The sequence below is a fragment of the Nocardiopsis sp. CNT312 genome, from assembly GCF_000515115.1.
Lineage (GTDB): Bacteria > Actinomycetota > Actinomycetes > Streptosporangiales > Streptosporangiaceae > Nocardiopsis.
This window is the reverse complement of record NZ_AZXF01000017.1, coordinates 1-17211: the sequence shown is the minus strand read 5'-3', so window position 1 is coordinate 17211 and position 17211 is coordinate 1. Positions and strand designations below refer to the sequence as shown.

Genomic DNA, 17211 nt, shown 5'->3' with positions numbered 1-17211 from the left:
GAACCGCCGCAACGCGCGGCGGGCACCGTGAACGGTATGGACGATATCGAAGGCCACCACGCATCCGATGACCACACGCGCCCCGGCTTCCTCGGCCGCGAGGCGCTCGACCTGGGCGTGCTCCTCCTCGCCGCTGGGGCCGCGCACGTGCTCGTGCTCTCCCTGGGGCACAGCGACCACGGCGTCCAGCTCCTGATCGCCATGGGGGCGCTCCTCGTGGCCGCCACCGCACTGCACCGCTGGCACCGGCACCGCAGCGGGGCCAAGAAGCGCGCCCGCGCGGTGGGCCTGGGTCCGCCGCGCGCCCCCCGGCCCCGCACACCCGAGTCCGGGGAGCGGCTGTGGAGCGTGCGCGTCACCCTCGCCGACGTCCCCGGCGGGCTGGCCGAGCTCACCGCCCGCTTCGCCGCCCTCGGGGTCGACATAAGGCACATGCACGTCCACCCGGGCGGGGCGGAGACCACCGACGAGTTCCTCGTCAACGCCCCGGCGCACCTGGCCGAGGAGGACCTGTACTCGGTGGTCCACGGTACCGGTGCGCGTGAGGCGATCGTGCGCCCCGCCGACGTCCACGAGCTCAGTGACACCACGAGTCGCACACTCGCACTGGTCAGCGCCCTGGTGGAGGGTGCCATGACGCTGGAGGGAGCCCTGCTGTCCCTGGCCTCGGCCCAGGACGTGGAGCGCGTCGACGCGCCGCCGGAGGGCATGGAGGCCGACGACGCCTCCGGCACCACCATGGCCCTGGCCGCCGCGGACGGCGGCGTCCTCGTGGTGCGCCGGGTGGGCGTGCCGTTCACCGCCGTGGAGTTCGCCCGCTGCCGGGCCCTGGTCCGGGTGTCGGAGTCGTTGCGGGCACGGGCCCGCCGCTCCTGAGAGTGACGCCCTTCATACAGAGGCCGGGCGTCCGTCACCCGGTGTTCGGTGCTTTCTGATGGGCTGCGCACGGACGTGAGCGCGTCCGAGATCCCCCGGTCCCGAGCCCGACTACTTCAACCTCCTCTCGTGAGGAGCCAGCATCCCCGTGCCAATGGTGTGTGCGGGGCCGACCGTTCCGCCCCGCAGGGACGCCCGTTCCCTTTGGCGCGTTCGACTGTGAAGATCACCGTGCAGGCCAAGCCGCTCCCGCGATGCCGCCCAGGAGGCGGCATCGCGGGAGACGCTGGCGTTGCGCGGCCGGGTGGCCCACCACGTCTCGCGCCGCGCCCACCACAGCGGGGCGCGGGCCGAGGCCCCCTTGCGGTACCTGGTCTGCGGCGGGGTCAAGGCGATGGGGCTGTCCGACCGGCCCGCGATCCACCGCGTGCGCAGGACCGCCCACGTCTGCGCCATCCTGGAGGCCCACCTCAAGGCCGGACACCGCGGCCTTGATGGCTCGAAGCGGCGCACCCGGGCGGAGGAGAGGCCGGTGCTGTTCCGCGCGGACGCCGCGCAGCCCTTCGGTGACCGGTGCCTGTCCTGACAACTGGACGCGCACCGTGCCCGTCGCGGCCGCATGAAGGGCATCGGCTGCACATGCTCACCCGAACGGGCGAAGCTGCTGGCCGAGTACCGGCGGGGACGGACGCACGCGTGAGACGAGAGGAGCCGGGCATGCCCTTCCGCACCGCCTCCCGGCCCGGCCGGGACGACCACCCCAACGAGGACTTCGCCGCGGTGGGTGCCGACTGCGCGGTGGTCCTCGACGGGGTGACCGCGCCGCCGGGGATCGACAACGGCTGCTCGCACGGGGTGGCGTGGTTCGCGCAGGCGCTCGGGGGGCGTCTGTTGGCCGGGATCGAAACGGGGCTGCCGTTGAACGGGGCCCTGGCCGGGGCGATCACCGGCGTTGCCGCCCTGCACGCCGACACCTGCGACCTCACCCGTCAGGAGAGCCCGTCGGTCACGGTCGTCGCGGTACGGGTACGCGCCGACGTGTTGGAGTACCTGGTGCTGTCCGACTCGGTGCTGCTGGTGGAGCAGGGGGACGGGGTCCGACTGGTGGCCGACACGCGGCTGGACGACCTGCGGCGGCGGCTGGCCGCGGAGGGCGGGACGGTTCCGGTCCGCACCTTGCGCAACGTGCCCGGGGGGTTCTGGACGGCGGGTGCCGATCCGAGGGCGGCCGACGAGGCGGTCACGGGGACCCTGTCGCCGGGGCGGTTCGCCGCCATGACGGACGGGGCGGCCCGGGCGGTCGAGGTGTTTGGCGCGTGCACATGGGAGGAGGCGTTCGCACTGGTCATGACGGAGGGGCCGGACGCGCTCGTGGACCTGGTGCGGACACTGGAGCGGGCCGATCCGGAGGGGAGAGGCCACCCCCGGGGGAAGGCCCACGACGACGCCACGGTGGTCACCCGGTCTCCGTGAGTGGGTTTCGGTCTTCTTTTATTCGTAATTTTGGATCTATCTTTTTCGGTATGAGGAACTCCTGATCCCCTATTGACAGGAGAAGCAGAAGGAGTGATCTTCCGCATTCTCCGGGTGGCGTCGCCCGAACGCCCTATCGTTCTTTCTCGGTACTTTTCGGGCCGTTGAGCAGCGATGACGGCCTTGAACGGCGTGTTCCGTCCGGAAGGTTCGCGACGTTTCGACCCCCCCGGAGCGCCGGACACTTTTCCGTGTCGTGTCCATCCGGTAGATTTCTCCGTAACCGATCAGTCGGGCTTCGCTCCGCAGCGTCCACCCCCCTGATCCCGGTTCCTCTTCCCTGACACGTACGCGCACCCCGTCCCTCCGGCGGTGCGTACAGTCCGTGCTCCCCGAGTGCACCCGCTGGAAAGGAGACGGTGTGAGCCCTGCGGACGTCCTCGAGCCGACCGGCCCCCAGAAATCCCTCGCGGGCACCGGTTGGCTGGACCAGTTGCTCGCCACGCCCACGGGGCATGTCGTCGAGCGCCCCGTCCGCGTGCGCGACCGCGACGGCTACCACCACCGCCCGGACCCCACGCACGCCACCACCCCCGCCGAGTTCCTGTTCACCATGCGCCGCTACCTGGTCTGGGCGGGGGACTGGTCCTACCGGGACCTGGAGTACCTGTGCGGCGGCGCGGTCAAGGCCGCGACCTTCCAGGACGTACTCGAAGGGCACCGGCTGCCGCGCTACGTGTTCCTGATGGCCTTCGTGACCGCCTGCGCCGGTGAGGACGAGAGCGAGCGCCGCCGCTGGGTCGACGCCTGGCGGCGCATCCACCGCACCTACCTCTGAGCAGCGCCGGGCACGGCACGCGCGACGGCTCCGGGACCGTTCCCGGAGCCGTCGGGGCGACGGTCAGTCGAAGAGGTCCTCGGGGCGGTCGACCGTGGCGGCGCGGCGCATCCAGGTGTGGAGGGTCTCCAGGTCGGTGCAGTCGGTGATCCTGGCGCGGACGTCGTCGGTGACGGTGAGGCGGCGCGCGTCCAGGAAGACCAGAAGGCTGCTCGCGGCCTCCTGGGTGCGGCCTTCTTCCCGGCCGATGCCGACGTACTTGCGGGCGAAGCCGCTCTGCCACTGGTAGGTTTCCACGGCCATCATGCCCTCCAGCTCCTTCCGGGCGGCCTCGTTCAGGCCGGCCAGCACATAGTCATAGTTAGAACGCACGGTTGTCGCCTGCCGTGGAGTCGAGTGCCTCCACGACCGCGCGCAGGGTACGGGGGTCGGTGCCGCCGTGCGCCCGGGCGGAGAGCACGGCGAGTTCGGGCAGGGCCCGGGCCTGGTCCGGGTCGGTGACCACGGGCATGCGTTCGGGGCCGATGGCCAGCGGTACCAGGTCGAACCCGGGGTGGCCGGTGCGGATCGGTGCGCTGCACCAGCGGGCCAGGGCCTCTGTGGGGCACAGCACCACCAGCAGGGTGGGGCACTTCAGGCGTGTGTGCAGGTTGACCAGGTAGGCGGGCCAGGTGAGGCGCTTTTCGAGGTCGCGGCCCATCTGGCGTTCGACGGCCACGGCCATCACCTCGCGTGTGCCGTCGCGGAGGAGGACGGCGCCGTCGCTGTTGAGTTCCCTGGGGTCGCAGTCGGTGAGGACTGAGCTGGTGTTGAGGATCTCGGTGTGCGGTGGCACGTCCATCCCGAGCGATTCCAGCAGGGCGGGGGCCAGTGCGGGTTGGTTCTGGATGATCCGCAGCGGGATCTCGTGTTCGCGGGTGGGCAGAGGGTGTCCCCTGTGTTCCTTCGGGGGCGGGAGGCGGCTGGTTCTGGGGTCAGGCGGCCGCTGTGGCGCGGTTCCGTCGGTCCTGCCGGCGGCGGACCAGGCGTGGGGGTGCGTCGGACTCGCCGGGGCGGGGCTCCAGGGGTGCGGCGAGCAGGTCCCCGGTGAAGGCCGGGCGCGGCGCGGGGAGCTGTGGATAGGCGGGTGCGGCGTGGGCGGGGGTGTAGGGGGCGCGGCGTCGGGCGGTCGGGACCCGGGCGCGGCGCGGACCGGGGGTGGCGGCGCGGGCGCGCAGGCGGCGGGCCGGGTGGCTCTGTGCGTAGGCGAGTTCGCGCTCGTGGGCGGTGTAGTAGGGCCGGACGGGGGCGGCTTCCCGGAGGGGCGGCACCCTGCGGGGGCGGGAGGGGAGTGGCGCGGGAGGTGCTGCGGCCTGCGGTGCCCCGGACTCGGGGGCGGCTGGGGCGGGTGCCGGTGCGTAGTGGCGGACCCGGGCGGAGCGGCGGCGTGTGTGGCGGCCGCGCGCGGGGGCGACGAGGTCGCGCAGGGAGGACCGGAGGAGGGCAGCGCTAAACTGAGCCATGTCGGCAATCCTTGTCGTGAAAAGAGTTGTAGTTGCTGGCCACGGCCCCGAGCGCTGAGAAACGCTGCGGGGTCATTCTTATGTTCGGTTCTTTCGAGAAGAAGCGTAGGGCATGTTCGGGGCCGATGGTGCCACTACCGTGAAGTCATCTCCTTTGGTCCTTGATTTCGTTGTCTTCCCAGTTCATGGCCTATTTCAGGCTTAGATATAAAGCAGTATGAATTGCTGCGCATGCCTGATTTGTTCATGGTTGTTCGGGGGGATTTCGGTGGATTCTCAGCCGCCCACGGTCCCGGCTTCCACGACCTCGCCGTGGTCGCTCTCCACCACCACGTGCACGCCGCTCGGCACCCTTCCGTTGAGCGCGGTGAGCAGGTCGTCGGTCGACGGCAGGTCGTCGGGGGTCCGGACGTCGATGTACATCGTCTTCGACACCATGTCGACGTCGCTGACGGAGGCTCCCGGGGTCTCGGAGAGCCACTGTTCGGCCGCCTTCTTGGCGTGCCCGCTCCAGGAGGCGATGAGGAACGTGGTGGTGGTGTTGACCGCCATGGGGATGAACACGGCGATGAACAGCAGGACCAGGACGGCCCGGGTCCGGCGGGCGGTGTTGCGCCTGGCGCCGCCGGGGCCGTAGCCGACGAACGCGAACACCACCATGCCCGCGGTGGCCAGGCCGAAGAAGTTCGACAGGAACAGCACGAGCGCGCCCAGCGCGGGCCACAGCGCCCCGTGTTCCAGGCACACCCCGACCACGATCAGCGGTGGAACCAGGGAGATGGCGATGGCCACCCCGGGCAGCACGGCCGCGACGTCGCGCCGGGCCAGTGCGACGGCACCCGCGAAACCCGTCGCGATGGCGGCCAGCAGGTCCATCAGGCGCGGTGACGTGCGGCCGGAGATCTGGCTGTTGGAGAGCAGGTCGTAGCTCTGGGGCAGGGACAGCGACATCACCGTGCCGACCCCGATCACCATCAGGCAGCCGAGGACGACGACCTTGAACGACCCGGTCCCGCGCCGTTGCAGGGAACCCAGCGCCATCCCCATGATGGGGGTGGACAGCGGGGCGATGATCATCGCCCCGATCACCGTGGCCGTCGCGTCGGTGATCACCCCCGCAGCCGCGATGACCGACGACAGCAGCAGCATGGTCCAGAATGAGGAGCGCTTGGCCCGCGCGTCCCCCACGGACAGGTCGAGGTCCTCCGCCAGTTCGTCCACGGTCCTGCGCTGGGACTCGGGGACGACGCGTTCGAGAATTGCGCTGAGCATGGGCCGAGTATCGCCGCCGGTGCCGCTCGGACCAGGGGTGACACGTCGGGGACCGCGGTCTTCGCGCCGTGTGCGCGCTGTGGATCCACAGTCTCGGCGGCCACTATGCACACAAGGTATGCATGGTCGCGGTCAGGCCACTCGCGCAGACCCTTCTCGGGTTACTGGAGACCAGCCCCCAGCACGGTTACGACATCAAGCGCGGTGGCGACGAGCGCTTCGGCGCGGCCGAACCCCTCGCCTGCGGCCGGGTCTACGCCACCCTCTCCCGCCTGCTCCGCAACGGGCTGTCGAGGTGGAGGCGGGAGGGCACGGCTCCGGCCCCGAACGCAAGCGCCACGCCGTCACCGAGGCCGGTGCCACCGACGTCGAACGGTGCCTGTCCCGCGCGGAGAGCCCCGAACCCCACCTCCAGGGCACCCTCCACACCAAGGTCGTGCCCGCTCTCCCCGGACGCGGGCGGGATCGTCGCCGTCACGGGCCCCTCTGGCTCCGCCAAGTCCACCCTCCTGTCCTGCCTGGCCGGGGTCGTCCGCCCCCGACACGGGCCGGATCGGCTACGCCGGGACCGACCTCGCCGCGCTGCCGGACACCCGGCTCAGTGCCCTGCGCCGCACCGAGTTCGGGTTCCTCTTCCCGTTCGGCCAGCTCGTTCCCGAACTGTCCTGCCTGGAGAACGTCGTCCCGCCACGGTGCGCGGCCGCGCCACGGCGCCGGGCGGGGAGATGGCGGTGTTCCAGGCCATCCACGCGTTCGGCCTGTCCACCGGCCTGGAACCGGACAGCGGTCGCGTTCTCGCGCACTTCCACAGCCTGCTCGACTGAGCCGGCCTTTCGGGGAGGGCCGCCGGAGCGCTGACCGGCGGCCCTCCCGCCGCCTCCGGGGCCTGAGCCAGCCTCACCGGGCCCGGCCGCTCACACCGCTCCGGTGCCAGCGGCGTGGGCGAGGGCCGAGGGTGTGAGCCTGCCGACGATGGCCGGGGCCTCGTGGACGAGGGACTCGTCCTCCACCGCCTCGACCATGAAGCGGGCGTAGTCCACGCGCCGGGTGATGTTGCTGGCCAGGACGGGGTCGCCCACGTGTCGGCTCCACACCGGCAGGCCCTGGCTCTCGCCCTCCTCCAGGTCGCTGCCGCGCACCACCGTCCACCGGGTGCCGCTGTCGAAGACTCGTCGGCACGCCTCCACCTGGTCGCCCACGTCTATGATGCGCAGGAGCTTGGCCAGCCGCCCGAGTACGGCCTCGTACAGCTTGAACCGGCGGCTGTACACGTCCTTGCCGTCGAGGCTGATGTGCCAGCCGCAGGAGAACACCAGGCGGGCGCCGGGCCGCGCGTGGTCGAGTACTGCCTGGGCCGTGCCGGAGGCGTAGTGGTGCACGCCCCACGGCACCAGCACCGTGAGCACGGCGTCGCACCCCTCCACCGCCCGGGCGATGACCGCCCGGTCGTCGGTCATGCCGGGGACCACCGTGATCCGGCCTTCGAACTCGGCGAGCTTGTCCGTGCTCCGCTCCCGGCAGACCCCCGTGACCCCGTATCCGCGCTCCAGCGCGTGGCGCACCATGTGGCGCCCGAGCTTCCCGGACGCGCCGACCACGCAGATCCTCTTCCCCGTCCCCGGAAGTCCGGCCCGTTCTCCGTGTGCCATCGCCCTCTCCCCACTCTCGACTTACATCGTAAGTTAAAGCCTTGCGGTGTAAGGTTGTCAAGGTTCGCGCACGAGGAAGGGAGACCTGTGGTCACAGAGCCGGATGGTGCGACGCGCCGCGACCCGCTCAGCGAGGAAGCGGTACTGCGCACGGCGGTCGCCATGGCGGACGAGTCGGGCACCGGTGTGCCGAGCATGCGCGGGCTCGCCAGGCGGCTCGGGGTCGAGGCCATGTCGCTCTACCACCACGTCCGCAACAAGGAAGCGGTCCTGGACGGCATGGTCGACCTTGTCTTCGCCGAGATCGAACTCCCGTCGGAGGGTGCCCACTGGCAGGAGGCGATGCGGCGGCGGGCGGCCTCGGCGCACGGCGCCCTGCTCCGCCACCGGTGGGCCGTCGGCCTGATGGACTCGCGGGCCAGCCCCGGACCCGCGACCCTGCGCCACCACGACGCGGTCATCGGCTGCCTGAGGTCGAACGGCTTCTCGGTCGCCGGTGCGGCACACGCCCTCTCCGTGCTGGACGGCTACGTCTACGGCTTCACCCTCCAGGAGCTCAGCCTGCCCTTCGCCTCGCCCGACGAGTTCGAGGACGTGGCGGGATCCATGGCGCAGCGGGTGTCCCGGGAAGAGTTCCCGCACCTGGCCGAGATGATCGCCGACCGGGCCGCCGGCTACGACTACTCCGAGGAGTTCGGTATCGGGCTCGACCTGATCCTCGACGGGCTGTCGCGGCGGCGCGAGCACTGGCGCTGACCCGTCCCCGTTCGGCTGGTCGCGCTGAGCGTCCTGGGCGCGATGGGGCACTTCGCGGGGGACATCGTGCGGGCCTACGTCGGCACCCGCCCACGGGGCCTCCCGGTCCTGTGCGAGGGCGCCGGTGTGAGCGAGTCGGTGATCGAGGCCGCGCACCTGTGGAACGGCACCGCCGCCCCACCCCCTGTGTGCCCCGAGGCGACCGCCCGCTTTCGAGGGGGCCGGCCCGCTGGACGTGCGGCGGCCACGTGCCTCCCACCCGGCCTTCGGCCACGGCGTCCACCAGTGCCTGGGCCAGCGTTCGGCACGGGCGTAGATGAAGGCCGGGCTGGGCGAGCCGCTGAACCGCCTGTCCGGGCTGCGCCCGGCGGTCCCGGCCGAACAGGTGCCGCTGCCCGACGAGAGGCCTGTCCTCGGAGTGCGCTCCCTGCCCGAGACCTGGTCCTGACGGCCCTCCCGTAGTCTGGCCGACAAGTCGGTCGTGGGGGAGGGCGTCACTGTGGTTCGGTCAGCACGGTCGGCCACCGCGGTTCTGGCAGGTGCCGGACGGCGGGAGCTCAAGAAGGCGGCCACCCGCGCCGCGCTGCTGGAGGCGGTGCTGCGGCTGGTCGAGCGACACGGAGTGGAGGAGGTGACCGTCGAACGGATCACCACCGAGGCCGACATCGCCCCACGCACCTTCTTCAACTACTTCTCCGGCAAGGAGGAGGCGATCGTCGCGCCCCTGGAATTCAGTGCCGAGTCGCTCATCGCCGGGTTCCGGGACCGACCGCGGACCGAATCGGTTCTGACCGCCCTGCGCCAGGCCGTGCTGACCGTGCTGCCCGACACCGACCTGGGTCGGGAACGGGTCTGCGCTCTGCGGCTGATCGTGCGGGCGCCCTCCCTCACACCCCAGCGGCTGGCCGTGTTCTCCGCCCAGGAGAAGGTGCTCTCCGAGGCAGTCGCCGAGCGCGTCGGGGCCGTGCCCGGTGATCTCTACCCCGATCTGTGCGCGGCGACGGCTCTGACGGCGATGCGCGTCATCGTGGAGGGGTGGCTGGACCAGGCCGAGGACACCGGCGCCGCCCCTTCCCTGGCCGTTCTGCACGAGAGGGTGGAGGAGATGTTCGCCGCCCTCGCCGCAGGGCTTGACCGGCCGGGCTCGGAGTGAGCGCGGCACCGGCAGCGCGCGGTCGAGGAACCGCTCGGCCATCCGGCGGTAGCCGCCGGTGCCGGGGCGCAGGCCTTCGGGCAGGGTGCGGGCGTCGCCGGGTCCGAGCAGGCCGAGGCCGTCCGGCGTGCCCCAGGCCGACGGCGGCCCCGTCAAGGCGCCCGTCTCCGTCGCCTCTGACCCGCTACCGTCGCCGCTGACGCTGCCGGACGTCTGCCACGCCGTCCACATGGCCCGGGTCGCCCCGGGCAAGACGGTCAGCGCGGGCGGCGACGGAGCCGCCGGGCTCTCGGCCGTGCTCGAGGCCATGCGGAAGGGCGCCGAGCGGATCATCCTCATGGGCCGCCCCGAGGCCGGTACCGGCCTCGGGGATCGGGCGGGGCACCACCGACGTGGTCCCCGAGCGGGGCGGGGAGGGCCTGGCCAAGGCCATGGAGCCGACCGGCGGCCAGGGCTCGCGCGCGGCCCCGGAGGCGGTCGGCCGCATGCCCGCCTACGAGGTGTCCTACGGTGTGCTGCGGCCCGGAGGCGTCCTTTCCCGCGTGGACGTCCCGCAGTACGAGGAGGCCCCGATCGGTGCGGGCCCCTGCTCGGCGAGAACGCCATCCCCCAACGGCGGCCCCGCACCTTCGGACGGCCCCGCCGCCGACGCGCTCGCCTCCTGGGCCGCCCACCCAGGAGGCTGCCCGGGAGGCGTCGGTGGGGGAGTAGCGCCTCGCTTGGCGGCCGGGCCGAAGGTCAGACCAGTGTGAACGTGGCGCGTGCGAACCGGGGGCCGGAGCCGGCCGCCGACGGACTGTCGGCCAGCACCCGGAGCACCGGAACCCCGTCCCCGGACCAGGCCGGGGTACCCCTCAGCCACCGCAGCTTCTCGGTCACGTCGAAGCTGAACGTCAGCCCTTCCCCGTGCGGCCCCCCTCCGACGTTCTCGAAGAAGGTCAGCAACCCCACGAAGGCGAAACCCCTCGGGTCGGTGTCCTGCCGGTCGTCGCCGAGGAAGACGCTGAAGGGCGGGCAGGGACCCCGGGAGGCCTGCACACCCTCGAAGGTGAGCAGGACCCGGCCGCCGCGGTCGCCTTCCGCGGCCCTGTGGAGCACCTCCGTCCCGCCTGGTGTGGGCACGGCGGTGACGGTGGTCCGTGCGGTCAGGCGTGTCTCCTCCTTCGTGGCCGCGACCGGCGTGTCCGTCCGCCGTGGCGGGAGCGCGGCCGGAGCGAACCTCGCCCCGGCCGTGCCCGTGCCGTCGGTCAGCGAGTCGTAGGTGGAGGCGTCGGAGGGAAACGCGAACAGGTCGCCGCGCAGAACACGCCTGGACCCGTCCGCGTCACGCAGCAGATAGGGCTCGTCGGGCCCCCGGCGGCCGTGGCCGGGCCGTACCGTCGGCCACCGCCAGCCGGTGGGCAGGGTGTGCGAGGGGTCGGACAGCCAAGCGTCCCACAGGCGGTCGATGTTGCAGTGGTGCAGCCAGAACAACGGGTCCCCGGCGGCCGTGGGGGTCCGGCCCATCAGTCCGCCGACCGCGCTGTGCACGGCGTCGTGCGGCTGCCGCTCGAACATGCGGGAGAACCCGAGGGGAGCACCGGGGGCGTCCCGGGGCGGGCGAAAGTGCTGCTGTGCCATCGCCTCACCCGGATCCACCTGGGCTGGGGAGAGGGGTTCGGCGTCCCTGGACCGGCCCCCGGAGTCGTGCGGGGGCAGGTAGAGCGGGTTCTCCTCCGACCTTCCTCCGGGGCCGCGCAGGGTCCGCTGCCGAAAGGGGAGCGGGATCCTGCGGTACTGCGCCGAGCCCCTGCCGGGTTCCCGGTGGGCGTAGTTCCAGTACGGGAGCGCCCAGTCCGCCTGGTCGCTCCGGCCCAGTTCCTCCACAATGACGCGCCGGACGATCCGCTCGAAGTAGTGGAGGTACCAGCGGTGCCAGGGCAGGAAGTACCGGTCGCCGTGCGCGCACTGCCCCCACTCGGGCGGGTCGCCGGCCCTGCGCGGTCCGGGTTTGCCGTGGGTGTACCACTGGAACACCCACGAGTCGTACCGGCGCGGTGTGCGGTCCTGCCGCTGCATCCAGCCCACGGCCCTGGCGTACCAGTACAGGTGCGGATGCCAGGCACCGGTCTCGGAGTCGAAGAGCGTGGCCACGTCCCGGCGCACGGAAGGGCCCAGGTGCCACTGCCGAGGCCGAACCGGTGCCGCGGCCTCGGCGGTGCCGCCGAGGCCGGCGCTGCCGGCGAGGGCGCCGGCGCCCGCCAGTAGGAGGGAGCGTCTGGACAGGCTCATGCGGTTCCTCCGGGAATGGTGGTCGGGACCTGGGCACACGCATCCCTCGCACCCCCGCGGAGCCGTCGCAGAGAGGCCACGGTTCTCGGCAGGGAGCGGAGAGCAACCCAGATTGCTCACTCTGAGTGATTGTAGTTACTAAGAGTGATAACTCTGGGTTGCTCCTGTGCGGTTTCCGGTGTTGCGCCGACTCACCGCTCCGAGGGGTGTCGGCGAATGGCCGGTGTCCGGCCCGGTGCCACCGGGGCCGACGCATTCATCGCGCGCTCTCCCGGGCTGTGGGTCCCGCGTCGTCGGGCCCGGTGAGGCGCCTCGCGCCGTCCAGGGTCTCCCGAATGTGCTGAGCGAGGTGGCGGCGGCCGGGGTCGTTGACCCAGCGCTCGAAGGCGACCTTGAACACGGCGATCCCGATTTCGGCCGCGAGTGCGGCGGCGGTGGCCTCCAGGCCGCGTGCGCACAGCGCGTGGGTGAGAGCGGAAGCGATCGCGGCGAGTTTGGCCAGTTCGCGTTCCTGGAGTTCGGGGTTGGCGGTGATGACGGCCTGACGTTGCCGTACCAGCTCCGCGCGTTCCTCGAAGCCGGGAGCGGCTTCGTGCAGGGCATGGGTGATCGCCTGGAGCGGCGAAAGCGCTGCGGGGGCGGTGGCCGCGGCGTCCGCGAGGGTCTCGGCGAGGGGGTTGCCGCCCGGGAAGAGGACCTCCCGTTTGTCGGCGAAGTGCCGGTAGAAGGTCCGTTCGGTGAGCCCGGCGCTGTCGGCGATCTCCGCGACCGTGGTGGCGTCGAAGCCCTTGTGGTTGTAGAGCTCCAGTGCCGCTTTCTCCAGGCGGCCCCGGGCGTCGGGTTTCCATCGGCTCATGCTGTGACCCTACACGGCGATGGCAGGGTCTGACATTGCACTGACGACAGGAACTGTCATCAGTGCTACAGTGATGTCATTGACTGACATCAAGGTCCCGTCCTCGCGGGACCCGCATCGGGAAGGCATGCACCATGCGCGTATTCGTTACCGGAGCCTCCGGGCACGTCGGTTCCGCCGTCGTCCCCGAGCTTCTCGACGCGGGGCACCGCGTCGTCGGCCTGGCCCGCTCGGATGAGTCCGCAGCCGCATTGACGGCTGTCGGCGCACAGGCGCACAGAGGCGACCTCGACGACCCCGGCAGCCTCGCCGAGGCCGCGGCCTCGGCCGACGGCGTCATCCACCTGGCCTTCAAACACGACGCCATGTTCGCCGGCGACTTCGACAGCGCGGTCGCGGCGGATCTGCGTGCCATCGAGACGCTCGGGCACGCACTTGAAGGCACCGGAAAGCCCCTGGTGAGCACGTCGGGAACCATGCTGCTGGCCTTCACCGGCCTGGAAGGCGCCGCCACCGAGGCGGATGCCCTCGACGCGGGGCCGCGGATCGACGCCGAGAACGCCGTGGTCGGGTTCGCGGAACGCGGCATCCGGTCGTCCGTCGTCCGGCTCGCCCCGACCGTGCACAGCAAGCTCGACCGCCACGGCTTCATCCCGGCCCTGATCTCCATCGCCCGGGCCAAGGGCGTCGCCGCCTACGTCGGTGACGGCACCAACCGCTGGCCCGCCGTGCACACGCTCGACGCGGCACGCCTGTACCGGCTGGCACTGGAATCCGCACCCGCCGGAGCGCGGCTGCACGCCGTCGACGACCAGGGGATCCCCTTCCGGGACATCGCCGAGGCCATCGGCCGCCGACTCGACCTGCCGACGGCCAGCATCCCCTCGACACGGGCCGAGGACCACTTCGGCTTCCTGAGTGCCCATGTCTCGGCTGACAACCCGTCCTCAAGCGCGCTGACCCAGGACCTCCTCGGCTGGAAGCCCGCCCAGCCCAACCTCATCGAGGACCTCGGCCAGAGCCACTACTTCGACACCCCGGCGGGCACCACGGGCTGAGCCCGTCCCCGTACCGCCCGTCTAGGGCGTGTGTGAGGTTGTGATCATCCGGTTGTCCGCGTGAGATCGTTGATCCAGATCATCGAAGCCCGCAGATGCAGGCCCGCGTCGTAGCTCTGGGGGTCTTGTCATAGCGGGTGGCGATGCCCCGCCAGGCCTTCAGCTTGTTGATCATGCGCTCGACAGTGTTGCGGTCCTTGTACAGGCCGGTGTCCCAGGCGACGGGCCGACCGCCCCGGCGGCCCTTCTTTTTCCGGTTCGCCGCCTGGTCCCTTTTCTCCGGGACGACGGCCTTGATACCGCGTCCGCGCAGGTAGGCACGGTTGGCGCGGGAGGAGTGCGCCTTGTCCGCGGCCACAGCGGCGGGCCGGGTGCGGGGGCGGCCCGCGGGCAGCCGGACACGGACCTTCTCCAGCACGGGCACGAACCGCGGGCTGTCGGCGGCCTGCTCGGCGCTGACCACGATCGACAGCGGGCGGCACCTGCGGTCGGACGCAAGGTGGGCCTTGCAGGTCAGTCCGCCCCTGGACCTGCCGAGCAGGGCCTGTTCCAGGCGGGCTCTACGTCTGCGCCCGAGGCGCCGCCGCTCTTCCCGTTCGGAGCCGTCCTGGTCGTCTTGTCCGTTCCCTCCCCCTGGGCCGCCCCTTTTTTCCGGGCCTGCTCCTGTTCCCGCACGGCTTCGGCCAGGGCGTCCACGACCTCGGGCGCCATCTGCATCCCGGCTGCGTCGTGGTGCGCACGGGCGGTCGTGGAGTCCACGCTGACCAGCGACAGGTCCGCCTTGCCCTGCCGGGCGGCCTCGGCGATCAGTCCTTCCAGTAGAGCGGTGAACACGCCGGCGTCCCGCCAGGCGCGGAAGCGGCCGTAGACGGTGGGCCAGGGGCCGAACTCCTTCGGCATCTCCCGCCACTGGGCGCCGGTCCGGAAGCGCCAGATGACTCCCTCGAACTGGTCGCGCAGCCGGACCGGGTAGGGGCCGTACTCGCCGATCGGCAAGTACGGCCTGATGAGTTCCCACTGGTCGTCGTTGAGCTGTCGGCGTGTCACACCGGCGTTCTACCGCGATCGGACCTGATTCCGCAGCGGAACGCGAACATTGATCACAACCTCACACACGCCCTAGTGGGCAGGTTTTCTTGGTCGTTAACCTCGGGCTTTCACGTCGGGTATGAGCGAGGTGCCCCCACCAACACGAAAGGTGCTTCTGGCCTGGGACAATAAAGGTTCTCGAAGCCTTTGACCCACACAGAACAGAAGCACCTTTCAAGTGAAGACTACCGGCCCCTACCCCAGCGTGCATGCCACCAACGACGGCACGGGCACCACCTCTCACGCGGGAGCCATCCTGCTCATCGAAACCGCCCGCAAAACCGGCCTGGCCACCGCCCTGGCCCGCTGGCGCAACCCCCGCGCCCTCCACCAGCCCGACAAGGTCTGCACCGACCTGGCCCTGACCCTGGCCCTGGGCGGTACCTGCCTGGCCGACATCGCTGCGCTGCGCTCCGAGCCCGCCCTCTACGGGCCCGTGGCCTCCGACCCCCACCGTCTCCCGCATGATCACCGCCCTGGCCACCGAACCCGACAAAGCCGTCGCGGCGATCCGCACCGCCCGAGCCCACACCCGCCATCGTGTGCGGGCCCTGGCGGGACAGAACGCACCGCCCACCGACCAAGGGCAGGTGACCATCGATCTGGACGCCACCATCGTCATCTCCCATTCCGAGAAGGAGAACGCAACCCCCACCTGGAAGAAGACCTTCGGCTACCACCCGCTGCCGGCCCTCCTCGACCACGGAGAAGAAGGGACAGGTGAGCCGCTGGCCGTCCTGCTGCGCCCCGGCAACGCCGGATCCAACACCGCCGCCGACCACATCCAGGTGGTCAAAGAGTCCCTGGCCCAACTGCCCCGCGCCCACCGGCGGGGCCGCAAGACCTTGGTGCGCACCGACACCGCGGGCGGCACCCACGCCTTCCTCGACTGGCTCACCCGGCGGGGCCGGTGGCTGTCCTACTCGGTGGGCATGACCATCACCGACGACATCCACACCGCCATCACCCGCGTCCCCGTCCACGCGTGGACCCCGGCCTACGACGCCGACGGGCAGGTGCGCGAGGGGGCCTTCCTCGCGGAGATCACCGGCATGACCGACCTGACCGGCTGGCCCAAGGGGATGCGGCTGATCGTGCGCAAGGAGCGTCCCCACCCCGGAGCGCAGCTGCGCATCACCGACCACGACGGCAACCGCCTCACCGCTTTTGCGACCAACACCCCGGCCGGGCAGCTCGCCGACCTGGAGTTGCGTCACCGCCGTCGGGCCCGGGCCGAGGACCGGATCCGCTGCGCGAAGGACACCGGCCTGCGCAACCTGCCGCTGCACGGTTTTGCCGCCAACCGTATCTGGATGGAACTGGTGCTGCTGACGATGGACCTGGTGGCGTGGATGCAGCTGTTGGCCCTGGGCGGGCCGCAGCGGCGCTGGGAGCCCAAGAGGCTCCGCTTCCGGCTACTGGCCACCACAGCCCGGCTGGTGTCCACCGGCCGCAGGCACCTGCTGCGGTTCAGCTCCCATTGGCCCTGGTCAGGGCTGATCACCGACGCGCTCGGGCGGTTGCGTGTCCTTCCCGACCCGATCTGAGTCCTTCGTCCGACTGCCCGTGACGACTCTGGAGCCCTGCCGGGAGTGGTGGACCCCGCGCGAGACCCGACGCGACGAACGGGTACCTGCCATGCCCGGAAGCGGAAAACGTCCGGTATCAGAACCAACAAGGGGCCCTCAGCTTGCTGACGGCCCCTCGTGAAAGATCGAGGCTACCCCATCTACCAGGGGCTTGTGTGCCACGAATGCGGGAGATCGGCGGTGGTAGCGGCCGGTCGAGCGTGGTGCTGCACGGGAGATGAAGGATTTTGGCCCTTCGGAGCCGCTTTTCGGGAGGAGGCTTCAAACCGCCCTCCGCTGCGTTAGCTGAAGACTGTCGTGGTGAGCGGGAGGGAAAAGACGCCCAAGAGGCGTCAGGTGGGGATCAAGAAGGCGTTGCATCGAAAGCCCCGTGAAGGGTTCACCGCGTAAGCGTCGTTAGGTATGAAGTGACATCGAAACCGGGCCTTTAAGCTCAACCCGGGACCAGTCTGGCGGGCGCCCGAGTATTGGCCAGGCGGTGTCCGGCGCAGAGGTGGCGCGATCTTGATCTGCTGCTCTCGTGTGGAACGTGGGATGGCGCGTCCCGACACAGCCGTGTCCTGGAAGGGCCGGGGCGAGAGGGAGTTCCCCAAGCGTCTGAAACGCAAGGGGGTGAGTACCGTCGCGGGACGCGCAGGCGGACNGGCTCGTAGTAGTGGAGATCCTCCCACTTGATGCGGTGGGGCGGGGAGCGAAGGGGCCGGCTCGACCGTGGTTCGTTGATGGGATCAACCGGGCGCTGAAGCGGCCGGGAGGAGTCGCATGGACGAGCAGAGGCCATCAGGCAAGCCGTTCGGCATTTCCAAACAGGAGGTCTGGGACGCTTATC

Annotated in this window: 14 protein-coding genes and 5 pseudogenes; 12 read left to right on the top strand and 7 right to left on the bottom strand. The window is 71.1% G+C overall.

All coding sequences use genetic code 11. The features are described from left to right. Positions 1-36 precede the first annotated feature (36 nt). The 4 genes from B042_RS0107955 (at position 37) to B042_RS0107940 (ending at position 3187) form a co-directional block, all read left to right on the top strand. The gene (locus B042_RS0107955; protein WP_036554282.1) at positions 37-876 is read left to right on the top strand and encodes an ACT domain-containing protein; all 840 of its coding nucleotides are present in this window, start codon (positions 37-39) and stop codon (positions 874-876) included. Between the two features lie 292 nt (positions 877-1168). Further along, the gene (locus tag B042_RS24295) at positions 1169-1462 is read left to right on the top strand and encodes a hypothetical protein (RefSeq protein ID WP_028647847.1); all 294 of its coding nucleotides are present in this window, start codon (positions 1169-1171) and stop codon (positions 1460-1462) included. 131 nt (positions 1463-1593) lie between these two features. Then, positions 1594-2349, top strand: a complete 756-nt coding sequence (locus B042_RS0107945) for a protein phosphatase 2C domain-containing protein (RefSeq protein ID WP_028647846.1) — start codon at positions 1594-1596, stop codon at positions 2347-2349. A 421-nt stretch (positions 2350-2770) separates the two neighbouring features. After that, positions 2771-3187 carry a hypothetical protein gene (locus tag B042_RS0107940; protein WP_028647845.1) on the top strand — a complete coding sequence of 139 codons (417 nt, stop codon included), beginning with the start codon at positions 2771-2773 and terminating at the stop codon, positions 3185-3187. 63 nt (positions 3188-3250) lie between these two features. Here the strand turns inward: B042_RS0107940 and B042_RS22345 are convergent. From B042_RS22345 to B042_RS0107925, 3 genes and pseudogenes are all read right to left on the bottom strand, one after another. Beyond that, a pseudogene (locus B042_RS22345) lies at positions 3251-4112 on the bottom strand (hypothetical protein). A gap of 49 nt (positions 4113-4161) precedes the next feature. Continuing rightward, positions 4162-4689: a hypothetical protein gene (locus B042_RS24820; RefSeq protein WP_155988962.1), complete on the bottom strand. Its 528-nt coding sequence runs from the start codon at positions 4687-4689 to the stop codon at positions 4162-4164. A 276-nt stretch (positions 4690-4965) separates the two neighbouring features. Further along, a complete protein-coding gene (locus B042_RS0107925; RefSeq protein ID WP_028647844.1) occupies positions 4966-5961 on the bottom strand; it encodes a DUF389 domain-containing protein in 996 nt (331 codons plus the stop codon). Positions 5962-6083: 122 nt separating this feature from the next. Here B042_RS0107925 and B042_RS26440 point away from each other — a divergent pair. Both B042_RS26440 and B042_RS26435 read left to right on the top strand, forming a co-directional pair. Then, positions 6084-6427: pseudogene (locus B042_RS26440) on the top strand (PadR family transcriptional regulator); the annotation flags it as partial. Beyond that, a pseudogene (locus tag B042_RS26435) lies at positions 6420-6687 on the top strand (ATP-binding cassette domain-containing protein); the annotation flags it as partial. The pseudogenes B042_RS26440 and B042_RS26435, both read left to right, overlap by 8 nt. 188 nt (positions 6688-6875) lie before the next feature. Here B042_RS26435 and B042_RS0107910 read toward each other — a convergent pair. Continuing rightward, the gene (locus tag B042_RS0107910; RefSeq protein ID WP_028647842.1) at positions 6876-7610 is read right to left on the bottom strand and encodes an NAD(P)-dependent oxidoreductase; all 735 of its coding nucleotides are present in this window, start codon (positions 7608-7610) and stop codon (positions 6876-6878) included. Between the two features lie 87 nt (positions 7611-7697). Here B042_RS0107910 and B042_RS0107905 point away from each other — a divergent pair, with 87 nt between their 5' ends. The 4 genes from B042_RS0107905 (at position 7698) to B042_RS25580 (ending at position 10271) form a co-directional block, all read left to right on the top strand. Then, entirely contained in the window at positions 7698-8366 is a 669-nt protein-coding gene (locus tag B042_RS0107905; RefSeq protein WP_028647841.1) for a TetR/AcrR family transcriptional regulator, read from the top strand. Between the two features lie 316 nt (positions 8367-8682). Then, a complete protein-coding gene (locus tag B042_RS26865) occupies positions 8683-8814 on the top strand; it encodes a hypothetical protein (RefSeq protein WP_255342315.1) in 132 nt (43 codons plus the stop codon). A gap of 51 nt (positions 8815-8865) precedes the next feature. After that, the gene (locus B042_RS0107895) at positions 8866-9519 is read left to right on the top strand and encodes a TetR/AcrR family transcriptional regulator (RefSeq protein ID WP_051415537.1); all 654 of its coding nucleotides are present in this window, start codon (positions 8866-8868) and stop codon (positions 9517-9519) included. 392 nt (positions 9520-9911) lie between these two features. Next, the gene (locus tag B042_RS25580; RefSeq protein WP_155988942.1) at positions 9912-10271 is read left to right on the top strand and encodes a hypothetical protein; all 360 of its coding nucleotides are present in this window, start codon (positions 9912-9914) and stop codon (positions 10269-10271) included. On the opposite strand, the gene B042_RS0107885 is transcribed toward B042_RS25580, so the two are convergent. Further along, positions 10258-11790, bottom strand: a complete 1533-nt coding sequence (locus B042_RS0107885; protein ID WP_028647838.1) for a tyrosinase family protein — start codon at positions 11788-11790, stop codon at positions 10258-10260. The genes B042_RS25580 and B042_RS0107885 overlap by 14 nt on opposite strands. A gap of 256 nt (positions 11791-12046) precedes the next feature. Next, on the bottom strand, positions 12047-12646 hold the full coding sequence (locus tag B042_RS22330; protein WP_051415536.1) for a TetR/AcrR family transcriptional regulator: 600 nt from the start codon (positions 12644-12646) through the stop codon (positions 12047-12049). Positions 12647-12780: 134 nt separating this feature from the next. Between B042_RS22330 and B042_RS0107875 the strand changes: the two genes are divergently transcribed. Then, on the top strand, positions 12781-13704 hold the full coding sequence (locus tag B042_RS0107875; protein WP_028647837.1) for an SDR family oxidoreductase: 924 nt from the start codon (positions 12781-12783) through the stop codon (positions 13702-13704). A gap of 44 nt (positions 13705-13748) precedes the next feature. On the opposite strand, the pseudogene B042_RS24810 reads toward B042_RS0107875, so the two are convergent. Next, positions 13749-14751 (bottom strand): annotated as a pseudogene (locus B042_RS24810) (IS5 family transposase). A gap of 220 nt (positions 14752-14971) precedes the next feature. On the opposite strand from B042_RS24810, the pseudogene B042_RS22315 reads away from it, so the two are divergent. Beyond that, a pseudogene (locus B042_RS22315) lies at positions 14972-16340 on the top strand (IS1380 family transposase). The last annotated feature ends 871 nt before the right edge of the window (positions 16341-17211 follow it).